Origin of the sequence: Streptomyces sp. NPDC051569 (assembly GCF_044454085.1) — a bacterium.
Classification (GTDB): Bacteria; Actinomycetota; Actinomycetes; order Streptomycetales; family Streptomycetaceae; genus Streptomyces.
The window spans coordinates 1-15,700 of the sequence record NZ_JBITDJ010000022.1; the positions used below are offsets into that span (position 1 = coordinate 1).

Here is a 15,700-nt window from a genome sequence, read left to right on the forward strand (position 1 = left end):
CGGAGACGCACCACACCACAGCAGAAATCTCGAAATGATCACTAGACACCCAGGTCAGCACGTCACTCATCTAGTGATCACTAACGGATTTGTCACATCCACCCCCAGGTCGTCAGCGAGATCCGGTAGATACGCGCGGAGGACTTCGCGATGCCCGCGCCGGTGAGGTAGCGCTCGACCGCCGCGATGTACGACGCGGGAGGGGCGGACTTGGGCACGACGCGGGCGCGCGGCAACCGCAATGCGCCACTGCTCCCGAGTTCGGTCACCGGTTCGATCGTCATGCCCGCTCCGCCCTCCCGGTGCTGCCGCAGTAAATGCGTACACCTCACCCCGGCGGCCGGAATGCCCCGCCGCAGGTCGCGATGATCACGGTAGGGGCTCTGCCGCAGTAAATCCGGCATTTACTGCGGCACCACCCTGGCGAGCCATCTGGCAGCGGAAGTGCGATAAGCCGACCTCGAAGCGGAGCGACTGCTACCGCCATCCGCTGTGCCGTCGACCCTCGCGTCGACTGCGGACCTGAGCGTTACGCAGTGCTACACGACACTTGCCCGTAGCTATACGGACGCGGGCCTGGCCGTGCGGCGCGGGCGTGCCGCTAGGTAGTTCTTCGCTTCCTGGGACGCCTTGGCATACGAGCCGGAGTCGAAGGGGGGTTGAGGGTCGTACTCGATGGCGAGTTGGAACGCCTCGGCGGCTACCCGTCCCGCGATGAGTTCAGCAAGTCGCAGTGCCATGTCGATGCCCGAGGAAACCCCGGCGGCGGTGACAATGCCGCCGGGCTGCTCCACGACGCGACGCTCTGTGTAGGTGGCGCCGTACGACTCCAAGGTGTCGACAGCCCCCCAGTGAGTGGTGGCCTCCAGCCCGTCGAGCAGGCCAGCCGCACCGAGCAGCAGAGAACCGGTGCACACCGACGTGGTCCACATGGTGGTGGCGTGGATGCGACGGATCCAGCCGAGCAGCGACTCGTCGGTGAGGCTGCGACGTGCGCCCGGACCACCGGGCACCACCAGGACGTCGGCTTCCACGACGTCCTGGAAGGAGGCCGTGGCGAGGAGGAGGAGATGGCCCTCGCCGTCCGTGCAAGGGCCTGGAGCGTTGGCGGAGAAGACGACGTCGGCTTCCGGCAGCATGCGAAGGATTTCGTACGGGCCGACAACGTCGAGCGCAGTGAATCCGTCGAAGAGCGGGATGACGATACGCATAAGTGTGCCTTTCGGAGGTGGCCACCGCCGGCGTCAGACAGTGGTGGTGTACGCGGAGAAATGCTTGCGGTACTCGCCGGGGGTGACCTGGAGCGTCCGCTTGAAACTGCGGTGCAGGGTCTCGACGGTTCCGAACCCGCAGGCGTGCGCCACCGATTCCAGGGTGGCGGAGGTGGTCTCAAGGAGCCGTCTCGCGGCCTCGATACGGGCGCTTTCGACGTATGCGGCGGGGGTGTGGCCGGTCTCCGCACGGAAGACGCGGGTGAAGTTTCGTTCGCTCATCGCGGCACGTGCCGCGAGGGCGGGCACGCCAAGGTCGCAGTCGGGGTGGTCGGCGATCCAGTCGAGGATGTCGCGCAACGGTGCCCGCTCCGGGCGCTGGGCGGCGAGCTGGGCGCTGAATTGCGCCTGTCCTCCAGGACGTTGGACGAACATCACCATCTGGCGGGCGATAGCGCGGGAAATCTCGGGCCCGTGGTCGTCTTCGGTCATGGCGAGCGCGAGGTCCATGCCCGCAGTGATACCGGCCGAGGTCCACACCTCACCGTCGCGGACGAAGATCGGGTCGGGGTCGACCGTGACCTGCGGATACTGCTCGGCGAGCTGGTCGCAGCGCGACCAGTGAGTGACAGCGCGCCGCCCGTCGAGGAGCCCGGCGGCGCCCAGCAGGAAGGCACCGCTGCACACTGAGGCAGTACGGCGCGCACGGTGGGCGGTCCGGGCGAACCAGTCCACGAAGTGTCCGTCCTCGCAAGCCCGGTGGATACCCCAGCCACCCACGGCGATGAGCGTGTCCACCGGCCCAGCAGCTTCATCGATTGTCAGGGTCGGGGAGACCGCGAGACCGCCGCTGGAGAGCACCGGACCGGGCGCAGCAGCCACAGTTTCGAGGACGACGCCACCGGTGAGACGTCCCGCCTGTGTGAACACCTCATGAGGTCCGGTCAGGTCGAGGATCTGAAAATCCGGAAAGACGGCGAAGACGATGCGTCGGATGCTCACCCATCCATCGTGGTCACAACCCCTAATGGCGGCAAGGACACAGATATGACGATTCCCGCCACTGTCTGGCGGCCAGGCGGGGATGCGCTCTCCCCGTGGCTCGGTCAGCTTTCACCACTCACGAACGGGACCAGGCCGACGACGGCGCGGCCCCGCTCGGCTGTGTACAGCCACCGGCCCATGCGTAGGGGGCCTCGCCTTAGTCCCCTTCCGGCAGCGCTCGGCATCAAGCGGCCTGACCAAGGCCGGTAGCGGTCAGGTCCTGCTCGCGCAGCGGAGCGAAGTCGACGTCGAGCTTCGGGTCATAGTCGTCGGGCTGGATGCCGAGTTCGTGGGTGGAGTACTCGCCGAACCGGTTGATGTGTTCGGTCAGGTACGGCGAGATGTGCGCCAGGTCTTCCGGGTCGATCTCCCATCCCTCCTCCAGCAACTGCCGCACGATCTCCGCGATGTCCAGGGCGTTGTGGAAGATCACCGAGTTGGTGAGCAGCGCGTTGAACTTCATCGCCTTCTCCTGCTCGATGGGGTCGTTGTCGGCGATGACGCCGCGGTTGCCGAAGCCGATCCACTGGGAGAACCGGTTGAACGACTCGACCTTGTTGGTCGCTGCGGTCACCCGTCGGCGCAGCGGCGCGTCCGAGAGGTAGCGCAGGAGCTGGACGGTGCGGATCACGCGGCCGACCTCGCGGAAGGCGGCGTAGGTGGCGTTCTTCCTCGACCCGGAGCGCAGCCGCTTGAGCAGTGTGGAGGAGGAGATGGTGCCCTCGCGTACGGAGACGGCCACGCGCATCAGGTGGCGGAACTGGGACTCGATCAGGTCGAAGTCGATGACGTTCTTGCCCGGCTCGCCGAACAGGGCGTCGATGTGCACGTACTCCGTCTGCTTGGAGGGCCGGTAGAAGGTCAGTTCCTTCCAGTTCCTGATCCTGGGCATCAGGTCGAAGCCCAGCAGGTGGGCGAGCGCAAAGACGGGGAAGCTCTGGCCTTGGGTATCCGCGTGCACCGTGGTCGGCTGCACCTCGCTGGTGTTCTTCAGCAGGCCCTCGATGATGTAGACGGCCTCCCACACCCCGCACGGGATGAAGTGCGTGAACAGCGCGATGTAGGTGTCAGAGACGTGGTGGTAGGCGATGCCGCCAGGCTTGCCGTACCTCACGCTCGTCTCGGAGAGCAGGTTGTCGAGATAGGTGTCCATGTGGGTGCCGTCCGCCGCGACGGCGGTGCCGTCGCCCCATGCCTGCGAGATGTCCAGGCGGGCATGCGCGTTCACCAGGTCGGCGATCGCCTCGTTCAGCAGCACGATCGAGAAGTGCTTGTTGGCGACGTACGACAGCTCGTGCCCGCTCACGCCGGGGATGTGCCGGGCGGCCTCGTACGGGCCCATGTTGGTGCCCTTGACGAACGTGACGATCACGTAGCGGCCCAAGGGGTCGGTGAGCTTGGGCTCGTTGCCCGACGGGGGGCCGAAACGGCGCCACCACTCCACCCAGTACGCGGTCCGGGCCACGATCCCCATCAGGGAACGCTCCGGCATCCTGGCCTTGATCTCCTGCTCCAGCCGCTTCGCCGAGGGCCGCTGGCCGTCAGCCCGGAACGCCTTCAGCGACGGGATGCCCGTCTCCGGATCGATCACCAGGCCCTCGTTCTCCGGGTACCGGGCGTCCGCCGCAGCGGCGGCGCCTCGCAGCTTGTCCTCCAGCTGCCGGCGGAAGAACTTCGCGTCGAACTCGGCGCTCTCGCCCGCCTCGGCGAGGCCGACCTCCACCAGGTAGGACCCCAGCGTCTCCTGGACGACCTCCCAGGCCAGCAGTTGCTCGGACCAGTCGGCGTACTCCTCCGAGCCGACCACCGCGACGTCGCCGGTGCGCAGTTCCTCGGCGAGCGCGGTGAAGACCATCGCCTCGAAGTGCTTGCGGACGAACTGCCCGGTCCGGTTCTTGTCGAGGACGGCCTTGCGCCAGTTCTGGGTGGCGAAGGAGATGTCGACCTCCTTGCCCTCCTCGTTGAAGGCGGTGATGTACTCGCCGCGGGCCGCCTGGTGCCGCTGGGCGTGCGCGAGGGCGTCCAGCACCCGGCTGTCCTCGCTGGTCGCGGTGAACTTCAGCTTGTCGTTGTCGGCCAGGTCGAACATCACCGCCCGGTCCCGGCCGATCTGCCCGTACAGCAGCACTTCCCAGAAGTTGCCGTGGTGGGCAGAGACCTTCTCGATCTGCTCGTACTGCTTCGCGAATCCACCGAAGCCGTCCACCGCGCGGGTGACCGCGCCGAACCCGCCAGCCTGCACCACCTGGGCCTTCACCAGGGCGAGGACTGCCGGGGAAACCCTGCCCTCCAGCCGCGTCGCGACCTCGTCAACCGACGCCTCCTCGTCCAGACCATCCAGGGCCTGGTGGACCTCGGCGGTCATGGCCGCGGCCTTCGTGAGCGCCTCCTGGGCCGGGCCGCCCTCGTCGATGTGCTTGAGCACGGTGCGGTAGTTCCCGATCAGGGACTCGACGATCTCCCGCTCGGCGAGCCGGATCTCCTCCAGCTCCGCCTTGGCCTTCTTGATCTTCATCGCCACGCGCTTGCAGAACATCGTCGCGAGGTCGTCCCGCACCCGCATTCTCGCCTTGTGCGTCAGAGCGGCGACTAGCGCGATGCGTTTGACGGGGACGAAGTCCCGCAGCTCCGAGCCGTCCGCCGCGTCCGCCTCGCCGGCGAAGTCGGTGACCTTCCCGGCAGCGACTCCGTCCATCCACACGTCGGTGTCGCCCAGCTCGTCCAGCCATTCCAGACGCTTGGTCAGGTTCTTGAAGTGCGACCAGGTCGGGCCCTTGGCGGGCTTCTTCAGCCGGTTGAACAGTGTTATCCCGTCGCTGTCGCGCTCCTCCAGCAGCCGCATGAGCCCCGCCCGCTGAGCGGCGCTCATGCGGTCGTGGATGCCCGTACGAATCGAGGCGTTCACCTCGGTGCGGATTTTCGAGGCCATCTTGTCGAAGGTGGAGAACCCGGGCAGCTCCAGTCCGGCCTCCACGACCTTCTCCAGCGCGATGTTGATGAGGTCCGCCGGGCGGTTCTTCGCTGCGGCTTCCTTGCGGATCGACTGCTCGACGATCTGCCGGGCCTTGGCCTGGTCGTACGTCACACCGGCCTGCTTGCGGACCAGGCTCCGGTGGTGCTTGGCGGTCCGCTCCGCCCGATACACAGGCAGCGTGCCCTCCGGCAAATCCACTGCCCGCCGGACGAAGTCCACCACCATCTCCGGGACGTCCTCCAGCGCCGGGAAACATCCCATACGCCGGTACGACTTCAGCATCAGCAGCAGGGCCAGCAGATGCTCATCGCAGTCCGTGGCATCGGCCGCCCACTCCAGCTCATCGCGGCTCGGGGAGAAGAACAGATGCAGCTCATGCGCGGTGATCAGCCGCTTGAACCGCGGATACGCGGTCCGTTCAATCGATGTCACAACCCACCCCAGGCCCCAGACGACGCTCAACATCACCACCAACGACACTGAGCCGAATGGGTGACGGCCGACGGGCACTCAGGGCTTCAAGATCATCCCGTTGCCCCTTTGGCGCGTATCTCGGTCACACCCCTCACATGGACGCTGCCGGAGCCGATGCCGGCCATACCCGTGCCCGATCCCGCTCTGCGGGCGGGATGGGCGGGAGAGCCGAAGTGGGACGGATTCGCGCCCTTCTCTCCGTCGACGCGAACCGGGTCGTACTGCTCTCCAGGCGCGGCACCTCGACGTCGGCGGCGTTACCGGAGATCGCGGGGCCGGGGCCGTGCAGCTGCCGGACGCGACCGCGCTGGACGGCGAGCTGGTCGTGTGGGAGAGGGGCCGGCTCCCCTACGAGCGGCTGCAGAACCGGCCCCGGCGGCGAGGGCCCGGTGCGGCCCGGGCCGCAGCCGAGCGACCGGCCCATTTCGTCGCGTCCGATCCGCTGCGGCGGTCCGGCAACGGGACGACCGCGTGGCCGTACCGGCGGCGCCGGGCCGCGCTGGAGTCCGTGTCCGCCGCGCGCCGGTTGGCGGCGCCGTGGACGCTGCGCCCGTCGGCCACCACCCCGGACACCGTGCACACGAGCGGCTGCCATGGACGTCGGCCGGGACGAAGGGCCTGTCGCAGACACCATTGAGGGTTGACCCTGTGACCACCGACCTCACACTGCCCGCAGGCCGTTCACCTGCGTTCTGTTTCCTTGCGGATGGCGGGGGCGACTTCGGTGGCGAGGAGTTCGATCGAGCCGTTGACCATGTGGGCGGGCATGCCGCCGAAGTCGATCTGGCCCATGAAGCGGTCGACGCCGAGGAGTTCGCGTTCGGTGAGGATCTTGTCGATGACTTCCTGAGGACTGCCGGTCATCAGGGCGCCGAAAGGGCTGGAGACGGCCTGGAACTGGTCGGGCCCGATGAGCCAGCCACGCCCGCCCGAGGTCTTGGGGCGCAGGTATTCGCGGTAGTGGGGGTAGAGGTCCTGGCGGGCGGCCTGGGAGGTTTTGCCGACGTAGAAGTGGCTGGTCAGGCCGAGGCGGAGGGCATCGGGCGCGTGACCGGCCGCCTGGCCGACGGCGCGGTAGTGCTCGATGAGGGGGCGGACGCCGCGGACGTCGCCGCCTATGAGGCCGAGGACCATGGGCAGGCCGAGCCGTCCGGCGCGCTCCGCGCTGGCGGGGGTGCCGCCGACGCCGAGCCACAGGGGCAGCTTGTCCTGCTGCGGGCGGGGCGGGACGGGGAGGCCGTGCAGGGCGGGACGGTGGCGCCCGGTCCAGGTGACGTGTTCGTTGTCGCGGATCGCGAGCAGCAGGCCGAGTTTCTCCGCGAAGACGTCGTCGTAGTCGGCGGGGTCGACGCCGAAGAGGGCGAAGGCTTCGAGGAAGGCGCTGCGTCCGGCGATGATCTCGGCGCGTCCGCCGCTGATGAGGTCGAGGGAGGCGAAGTCCTGGTGGAGGCGGACCGGGTCGAGGGTGGACAGGACCGAGACGGCACTGGTGAGGCGGATGTTGCTGGTGGCCTGGGCGATGGCGGCGAGCGGGATGGCGGGGTTGGCGACGGCGAAGTCGGGGCTGTGGTGCTCACCGAGGGCGAAGATGTCGAGGCCTGCCTGGTCGGCGGCGACGCCGTAGGAGACGATCTCGCGGGTGCGGGTGGCGGGATGGTGGAGCTTGCCGGTGGCGGGGTCGGTCTGCAGGTCTGACAGGGACAGGATGCCGAGTTCCACGGCGCACTCCATACGGTTGCGGGGAGCACCAGGGGTGGTGCTCCCGGGGTGGTCAGTTGCTGATGGCCGGCATGGCGCGCCGGTAGCGGGTGTCGGTGAGCTGGGCGACGAGGAAGGCGGCGATGTCCGCGCGGGGCATCGCGGAGCCGACCTTGTCGTGGCCGAGGAACCCGGAGCGGGTGTGGCCGGTGGCGGGCTTATTCGTGGGGTTGGTGATCCGGGCGATGGTGTAGTCGAGGCCGGAGCCGGTGACGGCCCCGGTCATGCCGGTCAGTTCGGCCAGCGCGTGGGGGAACATCAGCTTGGCCATGACGGGCAGCACCTTGTGTTTCCAGTGCGGCTTGTCCTTCGGGTCGGCCAGCGAGGGGGTGGCGAGCCCGATGAAGCGGGTTACTTGCTCGGTCTCCATCGCCGTCACGATGTTCCGGGTGCCTTCGGCCAACGGGGCACCGGTCGCTGAGCGTTGCAGGGACGGGCCGAGGGCGCTGATCACCGCGTCGGCGCCTGCTACGGCCTTGCGGACAGCGGCGGGGTCGGAGAGCTGACCGGTGGTGATGGTCAGGTCCGGGTGAGTGAGGGTGAGTTTGGCGGGGGTGCGTACGAGTGCGGTGACGTGGTGTCCCCCGTCCAGCAGCCGCTGGACGGTGAGACGGCCGATGCCGCCGGTCGCGCCGAAGACGGTGACACGCATCAGAGTGGCTCCTTGCCGGGGAAGTGAGCGGGGGCTGTGTCCGGGACCGGCCCGCGGGTGCGGTCCGGCCCCGGGGCTGCGCGGGGCGGGGTCAGAAGGAGTAGGGGCCGAACCGGCCGCGCCGGTGGCACCAGAGAGGAGAACCGTCTCGACATCACCCACGACAGGGGGCGCCGGCACGGAGTCCAGAGTCACAGCACGCACGGCGATCACTCTCAGCAGAAGTGGAACGGCCTTCCCGTTTCCATGATCCCAGCGTAACAACATAAACGGGAAGGGCATTCCACTTAGGTACAGTGGAGGCATGACCGCCTCCGCAGTTCCCGCCGAAACCCCAGGCCAACAACCCGAACCGGGACTGCGCGCCGACGCCGAACGCAACCGCGACCGCATCCTGGCCGCCGCCCGCCGCCTCTACGCCGCCGAGGGACTCAGCGTCTCCATGGCCGCCGTCGCCCGCGAGGCCGACGTCGGCAAAGCGACCCTCTCCCGCCGCTTCGCCACCCGCGAAGAACTCATCGCGGCGGTCTTCGCCGACCGCATGGACGCCTACACCGCCGCCGTCACCGAAGCCCTCGCCGACCCCGACCCCTGGCACGGCTTCACCCGCTACATCGCAGCCATCTGCGCCATGCAGGCCGCCGACCGCGGCTTCGCCGACGTCCTGACCATGACCTTCCCCGCAGCCAAAGCCCTCGAAGAACGCCGTGCCGCCTCTTACCACGGCGTTGTCGAACTCATCACCCGTGCCCAGCGCTCCGGGCACCTGCGCGACGACTTCACCCACCAGGACGTCGTCATCCTGCTCATGGCCAACGCCGGCGTCATCGCCGCCACCGGCGACGCCGCCCCCGACACCTGGCGCCGCCTGACCGGCCAACTGCTCCGCGCCTACGCCACCCCCGGCACCGACACTCCACCCCTGCCGAACACCCCCACGCCCACCGCCCTCTACCGCGCGATGATCCGCCTCGGCCGCCCCCGCAACACCCCCTGAACGCAGATCAGCGGTGACGGCGCCGCCGCCGACACCGCCGACACCGCCGACACCGCCGGCGGCCGCCCGCGCTCGCCGAGCCACCCATCGCCGGGGTGAAGGTGGTGATCCGGTTGTCCTTGCCGAACACCGCTGCCGGTGTCGGTACGCCCTCCCCGGCAGGGGCGTTCAGCCGGGCGGCGACGGCGTCCATGAGGCGGCCGGTCCGTCTGACGGCAGCGTTACGGCCGGGGCTTGTTCGCGAACACCCACCGGTTGCCCGCCAGCGCGTCGTTCTGCTCGGGCAGCGGGCCACGTCCGTGCTGACGGGTGAAGTGGAAGGGGGTGTGGACCGATGTGGACCAGCCCTTGGCCGCCAGATCGCCTGCGGAGTCGGGCCGCGGCTCTCCATCGAACAGGTTGAGCAGGTCGATGCCGATCTGCTGTTTCGTCGAGGTGTAGAGCGGGCTGTCGCGGTATTCCAGCAAGTCCTTCTCGATCTTGACCTCGAACGCCAGAGCGCTTCCCCCCGTGCTCAACCGGTCCACGGTGTCGATGAGGTACGTCTCGGCGGCGTTGGGCAGGTAGAACAGCAACCCCTCGGCCAGCCAGACGCTTGGTGCGGCCGTGTCGAAGCCGGCGTCGGCCAGCGCTCCGACCCAGTCGGCGCGCAGATCGACCGGGATCGGTACGCGCGCTGCCTTCGGGGTGGGCGACAGTCCGCCGAGGACCTTGTGCTTGAACGCCAGCACGCCTTCCCTGTCGATCTCGAAGATCACACAGCCGGGAGGCCATTCGAGTCGGAACGCCCGTGAATCCAACCCGGCCCCGAGCAGGACCACTTGGCGGGCGCCCCCGGCGTGTACCGACCGGAGGAGAAAGTCGTCGAGGACCCTCGTCCGCAGACCGAAGTAACGCGCGAATCGCCCCCACAGCGGATTCGCGTCCCCGTCCGGAACCTGTTGCATGCGGACCGGCCAGCCCGCTGAGGCCGGTGCGGCGAGCACGAAGTGCTCTGCGTAGACGTCCCGTGCCAGGCTGTCGTGGCGGTGGGTCTCGATCGCGCGTGCCGCGGCGACCATGAGAGCGGTCAGGCCGACACCCCCTTCCACGTCCTCCACACCGGTGTCCCGATGCACTGTGCCGACCATGTGTCCTCCTTGGCGCGAGCAGAGACCCCGAACAGCGAGGAAAGGATGGATGTGCGGTGAACGCGCGACGCCGCAGCTCTGAGTGACCCGTTCCTCGGGGGCGTGTCCGAGGGCGCGCGGCCCTGCGGCCACCCGGCTCATCGGCCCCTCCCCTCCGGAACCAGGACAGGTTTCACCACACGGCCCGCGTCGCAGTCACGTTCGGCCTCGTTGATGTCGGCGAGCGGGTACGTACGAATCAGTTGGTCGAAGGGAAACCGCTCGGCCTGCCACAGCGCGATCAGCCGCGGAATCAGCAGTCCCGGCACCGCGTCCCCCTCGCAGATGTGGGAGATCCTCCGGCCCCGGTCCAGTGCCCCCGGTTCGAGCGGCAGCGCGGTGTGGAGCCGTGCCACCAGGCCGAGGTGGCCGGTCGGGCGCAGAGCCCGGAGCGCGTTGTTGATCAGCTGGGCGGAGCCCGTGGTGTCCAGCGCGTACTGCGCGCCGCCGTCGGTCAGTTGCTGAATGCGGTCGGGCAGACCGTCCGATGCGGCGTGCAGCGGGATCGCGCGGAGCCGCTCGGCGAGGGCCAGCCGTTCGGGGTGCCGGTCGACGGCCACGGCCACCGCCCCGGCGGCGGTGGCCGCCATCACCGCGGCCAGGCCCACCGCTCCCGCGCCGAAGACCGCGATGCTGTCGCCGGGGCCCGCCGCGAAGGAGTTGAAGACCGCTCCGGCGCCGGTGAGGAAGCCGCAGCCGAGCGGTCCGAGCAGCTCGATGGGCAGCGTGGGATCGACCCGGACGGCGTTGCGGGCCGGCACCATCGCGTACTCGGCGAACGAGGACTGGCCGAACCACCGGGGGGCCAGTTCGCACCCGGCCGCGTCGGTGAACCGCGCCGCGTTCTCCTCGCGCCCTCCGAAGAGGTTGAGCGAGGCGAAGGAGTCACAGTAGGCGGGGGCCGCGCCCATACAGTTCCGGCAGCGTCCGCAGGAGTCGAAGCTCAGCACGACATGGTCGCCGACGCTCAGGCCGGTGTCCGGGCCGCCCGTCTCCACCACGACCCCGGCCCCTTCGTGGCCGAGCACCGCCGGCAGCGGTGAGCGGCCCGCCGAACGCCGGACCGCGAGATCGGTCCGGCACATCCCGCAGCCCGCGATCCTGACCAGGATCTCGCCGTCGGCCGGCCCCCCGTTCAGCATCACCTCCTCGACGGCGAAACGGCTCTCGTACGAGCGCAGTACGGCCGCGTCGAACCTCATCGTCACGCCTCCTGCGGACGGTGTACGACGAACGGCCTGAGGTTTCCGTAGAGCCCCCACGGCCCGCCCGCGACGCCGACACCACTCTCCTTGATGCCCGCGAAGGGCTGGGCGAGGGACAGTTCGGCGTGGTGGTTGATCCACGCCGTCCCGCACTCCAGCCGGTCGGCCACCGCCTCGGCCCGGTCGAGGTCGGTCCCCCATACCGAGCCGCCCAGCCCGAAGCCGGTGTCGTTGGCCGCCTCGACGGCTTCGTCGAGGCTCCCGTACGGCAGCACCGGCAGGACCGGACCGAACTGCTCCTCCGCCACCACCGGGCTGTCGGACGGGACATCGGCCAGGATCGTCGGGGCGAAGAAGTAGCCCGGCCGGTCCATTCGGTGGCCACCGGCCGCGGCTCTGGCACCGTCCGCCAGCGCCTGGGCCGTGTAGCGCTCGACCCGCTCCAGTTGGGGGGCGTTGTTGACCGGCCCCAGCTGCGAGCCCGGGTCGAGCCCGGCCCCGACGACGACGGTCTTCGCGCACTGTGCGAGGGCCTCGACCACCTGGGGGTAGAGCCGGGCGGGGGCGTAGACGCGCTTGACCGCCATACAGACCTGCCCGCAGTTGCGGAACGCCGCCCAGAACAACCGGTCCGCGATCCGCTCCACGTCCACATCCTCCAGCAGGATGGCGGCATCGTTACCGCCCAGCTCCAGGGTGACCCGGGCGAGCGAGGCCGCCGCGCCCTCCGCGACGGCCCGCCCGGTGGGGATCGAACCGGTGAAGGTCACATGGCGGATCCCCGGATGGGACGCGAGGCGGGCGCCGAGGGGTTCGCGACCGGTGACGATCGTCAGTACGTCCTCGGGGAGGGCGGTGGAGATGACGGACCCCAGCAGCCGGGTGGCGAGGGGCGTGGAGGGGGAGGGTTTGAGCACCATCGTGTTGCCCGCGGCGAGGGCGGGCGCGAACTTCGCCGACGCGAGCTGGAGGGGAAAGTTCCACGGAACGATCGCGGCGATGGGGCCGAGCGATCGCCAGCGGATCTCACTGCGTACCGGCCGACCGTCCGTGATCGGCCGGCACCCGGGGTCCAGTTCAGCGAAGTAGCGCAGGCGGGCTGCCGCGCGGGCGATCTCCGCGTACGACTCTGCCAGGGGTTTGCCCTGTTCACGGGTGAGCAGCGGAGCGATGTCGGTCCCGGCCGCCTCCACGGCGTCGGCTGCCGCGAGCAACGCGGTGGTACGGGCGACGGGGTCGTTCCGCCAGCTGCGCCAGGCCTCGTGGGCCCGGTCGACGACGGCGTCCAGCTCGTCCGGCCGCTGGTCGGGAGCCTCGTCGAAGGCCTCGCCCGTTGCCGGATCGACGACGGCGAAGCGCTCGCCGCGGTTCCCGGGGGCCCGAAGGGGCTGACTCGTCGGCATACCGGCGGTCAGCTCGCGGCGGCGACGGCAGCCGCGTATTCCCGGGCGTGCCGGTCCATCTCCGCCCGGAAAGCGGCCACCAGCTGCGGCTGAATCCTTCCGGTGTTGCGGTCACCCCCCTCACAGACCGCCCCACGCACCCCCACGATGTCCGTGCCGATGCGGGTCAGCGCGCTGAGATCTCCCAGCGTGACGCTGCCCGCGAGGGCGGCGAGCAGATCGGCCTCGTGGGCCAGCCGGACGAACTCCGCGCAGACGTCGGGCGGAACGTGGTCGAACAGTCGTGTCCCGTCCTTGATCGCAGTGTCGAGCATGGCCGCGTCGGAGCCGGAGCGGCGGGCGATGTCGGGCAGCGCGAGCGGATTGACGCAGCCGATCCGGTGGGCGTCGGCGTAGCCCGAGGCGACGACGAACGCCTCCGGACGATAGTCCTTCACCGCCCGGACGACCCCTCGCATGACATCGATGGCCTGTTCGGGCGTCGTGCATCCGTAGAGGCCGACCTTGATGTAGGAGGCTCCGGAGACAACTGCACCGAGCGCCGCCTGGGCCACGGTGCCGGGCTTGTACGGTACGTCACCCACAGTGGCGGACACCGGCTTGTCCGCCGGAACCGCATCGCGGATCTCCCTGATGACCCACGGGAAGTTCGCACCGAGCGATCCCTCGTCGGGCTTCTTGACATCGACGATGTCGAGATGCTCAGCCGCCTTCGCGCAGTCGAGAGCCTCCTCGACGCCGTCCGGGGAGATGAGAAGCAACAACGTGGATTCCTTCCGTCGCATGTCCACCTGCCAGAAGGCAGGTGTGCGGAGTCGCCTGAATCACGTGCGGTCTGCCCATCATTGCCGCGGCCCGTGTCCCTGGGCAGGGCGCGCGGAGCCCGAACGGGTCATTGCCATGACGTGCCCGCGCCCCCCAGCGCGCCGTCCACGCCGGTTCGCGCCAGCCGCGCGCGGCCGGCGCCTGCCGGACGCTCCGATCTTGGTGAACTCCGGGTCCACAAGCTCCGTGACCAGGGCAGGGGAAGCACACCCGGCAGGGTCGAGAGGCCGTGTCTCCGCCGCGACGGCCGCACCGCGGTCGACACCGAGGTGGTCGACACCGAGGTGTCGGAGCCGAGGTGTCGGAGCCGTGGTGTCGGAGCCGTGGCTGAACAGGCCACCTCCGCCGCCCGCGACGACGACCGTGTCCCGATCGGGATCCGCCGGCGGATCACCAGGTACGGGAGCGCTGCGTCCGTACGGGTGGTCGCGGGCACGGGCGGTACCTCTGGGTTCGTACACGAGGCTAGGTTGCTGGGCAACGTGCCGCGGCTTTCCGGAGGAACCCGTTGACCATTCCCGCCCTGGATCATTCGACGACCCGCTACTCCCTCCCGCACGCCTACTGGATGGCTCAGGCGGCCGGACTGGCGTCGCTGGACCGAGCGGGCATCGAGGCCCAGGCCTCCGCGTGGGGCTTCGGCGAGGTCCGGTACTTCGAGTCGACGCATCGGATGCCGTTCCCGATCGAGGACACCCAGGCCTACGTCATGGCCAGTGACCGCATGATCGTCTCCGGTTTTCGGGGCACCGAGGTCCTGAAGATCTACGACTGGCTGACCGATGTCGAGACCCCGCCCGTTCCCGGTCCGGCGAACAAGGGCTTCGTGCACTACGGCTTCCACCAAGCCCTGCAGTCGGTCTACCCCCTGATCCGCGACACCATCCGGGAGCTGCGTACCGATGGGCAGAGTGTCTGGTTCACCGGCCACAGCCTCGGCGGGGCCCTCGCGATGCTGGCCGGCACCCGCTGGTACTTCGAGGAGCCGCGGCTGCTGCCCGACGGCGTCTACACGTTCGGCCAGCCCCGCACCTGCGAACGGCTGCTGGCAGGCGTACACAACAAGGCTTTCACGAAACGCTGCTATCGCTTCGTCAACAACAACGACATCGTTCCGCATCTGCCGCCCGAGCCCGTCTACACGCACGTCGACACGCTCCGCTACTTCGATGCCGACGGCAGGCTCCACGAGACCATGCCGCTGACGGCGCGCCTGCTGGACCGGGCCAAGGGACTGCGCGCCGACCTGTTCGCCCCTGAGACCGATGCCGTCAAGGATCACCACCTGCCGAACTACCTGGCCGCGTTCGAGAAGAATCTCGCCGGGGCCGGCTGAACATCGCGCCGGGTCGGCCGGCTTCGCCGGCGGCCGACGGAACGGAGCCGGTCCGCACTCGGCATGCCCCTGGGCATGAGGGGGACTGTGTCGTCACAGAGAGCGGGTCATGACAACGCTGCGGTACGTCTTACCTACTCTCGCGGGCGGAGCACCCGGCGGCGCGCGGCGCTTGCACATCGGACGACCCAGCACCGAGCGAGCCAAGGTTTCGAACACTCACGTTGCTGGCGATAAGTGTGATCTCGCGGCGGAGGGTTCGCCCACGCCGTAGCGGATGTCCGGCTCCCGTTCCTCGCGCCCGGTGGCCGTCCAGGTGTCGGGTCGGTGGAGTTTTGGTGCTGGGGCGCGGGTCTGCGGTGGCCCGGCGTTGGGCACGCTCGGCCTTCGCCCAGCCTCGGAGGTAACGGCGTCGTTCGGCCGCTGCCCTGGCCTCGGACCTCTCCGTCCGCTCCTGGGGCCAGGATCCGGCCAAGGCCGCGTGACGGGCTACCGGCTCGTTCTTCGCGCCATGCGGGGTGGGCCGGGGGTGGACGTCTTCACGTCGGGGGCGGGGCGCGGGGGCCCCCCCCCCCCCCCGGGGGGGGGGGGGGGGGGGGCCCCCCGCCCGGGGGGGGGGGGGGGGGGCGGGGCCGGGGCGACCCCCCCCCGG

The 15,700-nt window shown here is 69.5% G+C and carries 13 protein-coding genes; 3 read left to right on the forward strand and 10 right to left on the reverse strand.

Annotation, left to right across the window (positions count from 1 at the left end):
- Positions 1–92: 92 nt before the first annotated feature.
- The 4 genes from ACIBAE_RS25215 to ACIBAE_RS25230 form a co-directional block, all read right to left on the reverse strand.
- Positions 93–284, reverse strand: a complete 192-nt coding sequence (locus ACIBAE_RS25215) for a hypothetical protein (RefSeq protein WP_399289567.1) — start codon at positions 282–284, stop codon at positions 93–95.
- A gap of 276 nt (positions 285–560) precedes the next feature.
- On the reverse strand, positions 561–1,211 hold the full coding sequence (locus ACIBAE_RS25220; protein WP_399289569.1) for a DJ-1/PfpI family protein: 651 nt from the start codon (positions 1,209–1,211) through the stop codon (positions 561–563).
- A gap of 33 nt (positions 1,212–1,244) precedes the next feature.
- Positions 1,245–2,213, reverse strand: a complete 969-nt coding sequence (locus ACIBAE_RS25225; RefSeq protein ID WP_399289571.1) for a GlxA family transcriptional regulator — start codon at positions 2,211–2,213, stop codon at positions 1,245–1,247.
- Positions 2,214–2,439: 226 nt separating this feature from the next.
- Entirely contained in the window at positions 2,440–5,661 is a 3,222-nt protein-coding gene (locus ACIBAE_RS25230; protein WP_399289573.1) for a Tn3 family transposase, read from the reverse strand.
- A gap of 325 nt (positions 5,662–5,986) precedes the next feature.
- Here ACIBAE_RS25230 and ACIBAE_RS25235 point away from each other — a divergent pair, with 325 nt between their 5' ends.
- The gene (locus tag ACIBAE_RS25235) at positions 5,987–6,340 is read left to right on the forward strand and encodes a hypothetical protein (protein ID WP_399289575.1); all 354 of its coding nucleotides are present in this window, start codon (positions 5,987–5,989) and stop codon (positions 6,338–6,340) included.
- Between the two features lie 44 nt (positions 6,341–6,384).
- Here the strand turns inward: ACIBAE_RS25235 and ACIBAE_RS25240 are convergent, their stop codons facing one another.
- Both ACIBAE_RS25240 and ACIBAE_RS25245 read right to left on the reverse strand, forming a co-directional pair.
- Positions 6,385–7,422 carry an LLM class flavin-dependent oxidoreductase gene (locus ACIBAE_RS25240; RefSeq protein WP_399289577.1) on the reverse strand — a complete coding sequence of 346 codons (1,038 nt, stop codon included), beginning with the start codon at positions 7,420–7,422 and terminating at the stop codon, positions 6,385–6,387.
- Positions 7,423–7,474: 52 nt separating this feature from the next.
- Positions 7,475–8,113: an NAD(P)-dependent oxidoreductase gene (locus tag ACIBAE_RS25245; RefSeq protein WP_399289579.1), complete on the reverse strand. Its 639-nt coding sequence runs from the start codon at positions 8,111–8,113 to the stop codon at positions 7,475–7,477.
- A 304-nt stretch (positions 8,114–8,417) separates the two neighbouring features.
- Between ACIBAE_RS25245 and ACIBAE_RS25250 the strand changes: the two genes are divergently transcribed.
- Entirely contained in the window at positions 8,418–9,110 is a 693-nt protein-coding gene (locus ACIBAE_RS25250; RefSeq protein ID WP_399289581.1) for a TetR/AcrR family transcriptional regulator, read from the forward strand.
- A 221-nt stretch (positions 9,111–9,331) separates the two neighbouring features.
- On the opposite strand, the gene ACIBAE_RS25255 is transcribed toward ACIBAE_RS25250, so the two are convergent.
- The 4 genes from ACIBAE_RS25255 to ACIBAE_RS25270 form a co-directional block, all read right to left on the reverse strand.
- Positions 9,332–10,240: a class I SAM-dependent methyltransferase gene (locus ACIBAE_RS25255; protein ID WP_399289583.1), complete on the reverse strand. Its 909-nt coding sequence runs from the start codon at positions 10,238–10,240 to the stop codon at positions 9,332–9,334.
- Positions 10,241–10,377: 137 nt separating this feature from the next.
- The gene (locus ACIBAE_RS25260; RefSeq protein ID WP_399289585.1) at positions 10,378–11,481 is read right to left on the reverse strand and encodes an NAD(P)-dependent alcohol dehydrogenase; all 1,104 of its coding nucleotides are present in this window, start codon (positions 11,479–11,481) and stop codon (positions 10,378–10,380) included.
- 2 nt (positions 11,482–11,483) lie between these two features.
- On the reverse strand, positions 11,484–12,887 hold the full coding sequence (locus ACIBAE_RS25265) for an aldehyde dehydrogenase family protein (RefSeq protein ID WP_399289587.1): 1,404 nt from the start codon (positions 12,885–12,887) through the stop codon (positions 11,484–11,486).
- Positions 12,888–12,895: 8 nt separating this feature from the next.
- The gene (locus ACIBAE_RS25270; protein ID WP_399289589.1) at positions 12,896–13,672 is read right to left on the reverse strand and encodes a (5-formylfuran-3-yl)methyl phosphate synthase; all 777 of its coding nucleotides are present in this window, start codon (positions 13,670–13,672) and stop codon (positions 12,896–12,898) included.
- Between the two features lie 548 nt (positions 13,673–14,220).
- Here ACIBAE_RS25270 and ACIBAE_RS25275 point away from each other — a divergent pair.
- On the forward strand, positions 14,221–15,048 hold the full coding sequence (locus tag ACIBAE_RS25275; protein ID WP_399289591.1) for a lipase family protein: 828 nt from the start codon (positions 14,221–14,223) through the stop codon (positions 15,046–15,048).
- Positions 15,049–15,700: the final 652 nt, after the last annotated feature.

Coding starts and splice junctions, on each gene's coding strand:
- ACIBAE_RS25245 (WP_399289579.1), bottom strand. CDS start 8,113: ATGCGTGTCACCGTCTTCGGCGCGACCGGCGGCATCGGCCGTCTCACC.
- ACIBAE_RS25215 (WP_399289567.1), bottom strand. CDS start 284: ATGACGATCGAACCGGTGACCGAACTCGGGAGCAGTGGCGCATTGCGG.
- ACIBAE_RS25270 (WP_399289589.1), bottom strand. CDS start 13,672: ATGCGACGGAAGGAATCCACGTTGTTGCTTCTCATCTCCCCGGACGGC.
- ACIBAE_RS25250 (WP_399289581.1), top strand. CDS start 8,418: ATGACCGCCTCCGCAGTTCCCGCCGAAACCCCAGGCCAACAACCCGAA.
- ACIBAE_RS25220 (WP_399289569.1), bottom strand. CDS start 1,211: ATGCGTATCGTCATCCCGCTCTTCGACGGATTCACTGCGCTCGACGTT.
- ACIBAE_RS25260 (WP_399289585.1), bottom strand. CDS start 11,481: ATGAGGTTCGACGCGGCCGTACTGCGCTCGTACGAGAGCCGTTTCGCC.
- ACIBAE_RS25265 (WP_399289587.1), bottom strand. CDS start 12,887: ATGCCGACGAGTCAGCCCCTTCGGGCCCCCGGGAACCGCGGCGAGCGC.
- ACIBAE_RS25255 (WP_399289583.1), bottom strand. CDS start 10,240: ATGGTCGGCACAGTGCATCGGGACACCGGTGTGGAGGACGTGGAAGGG.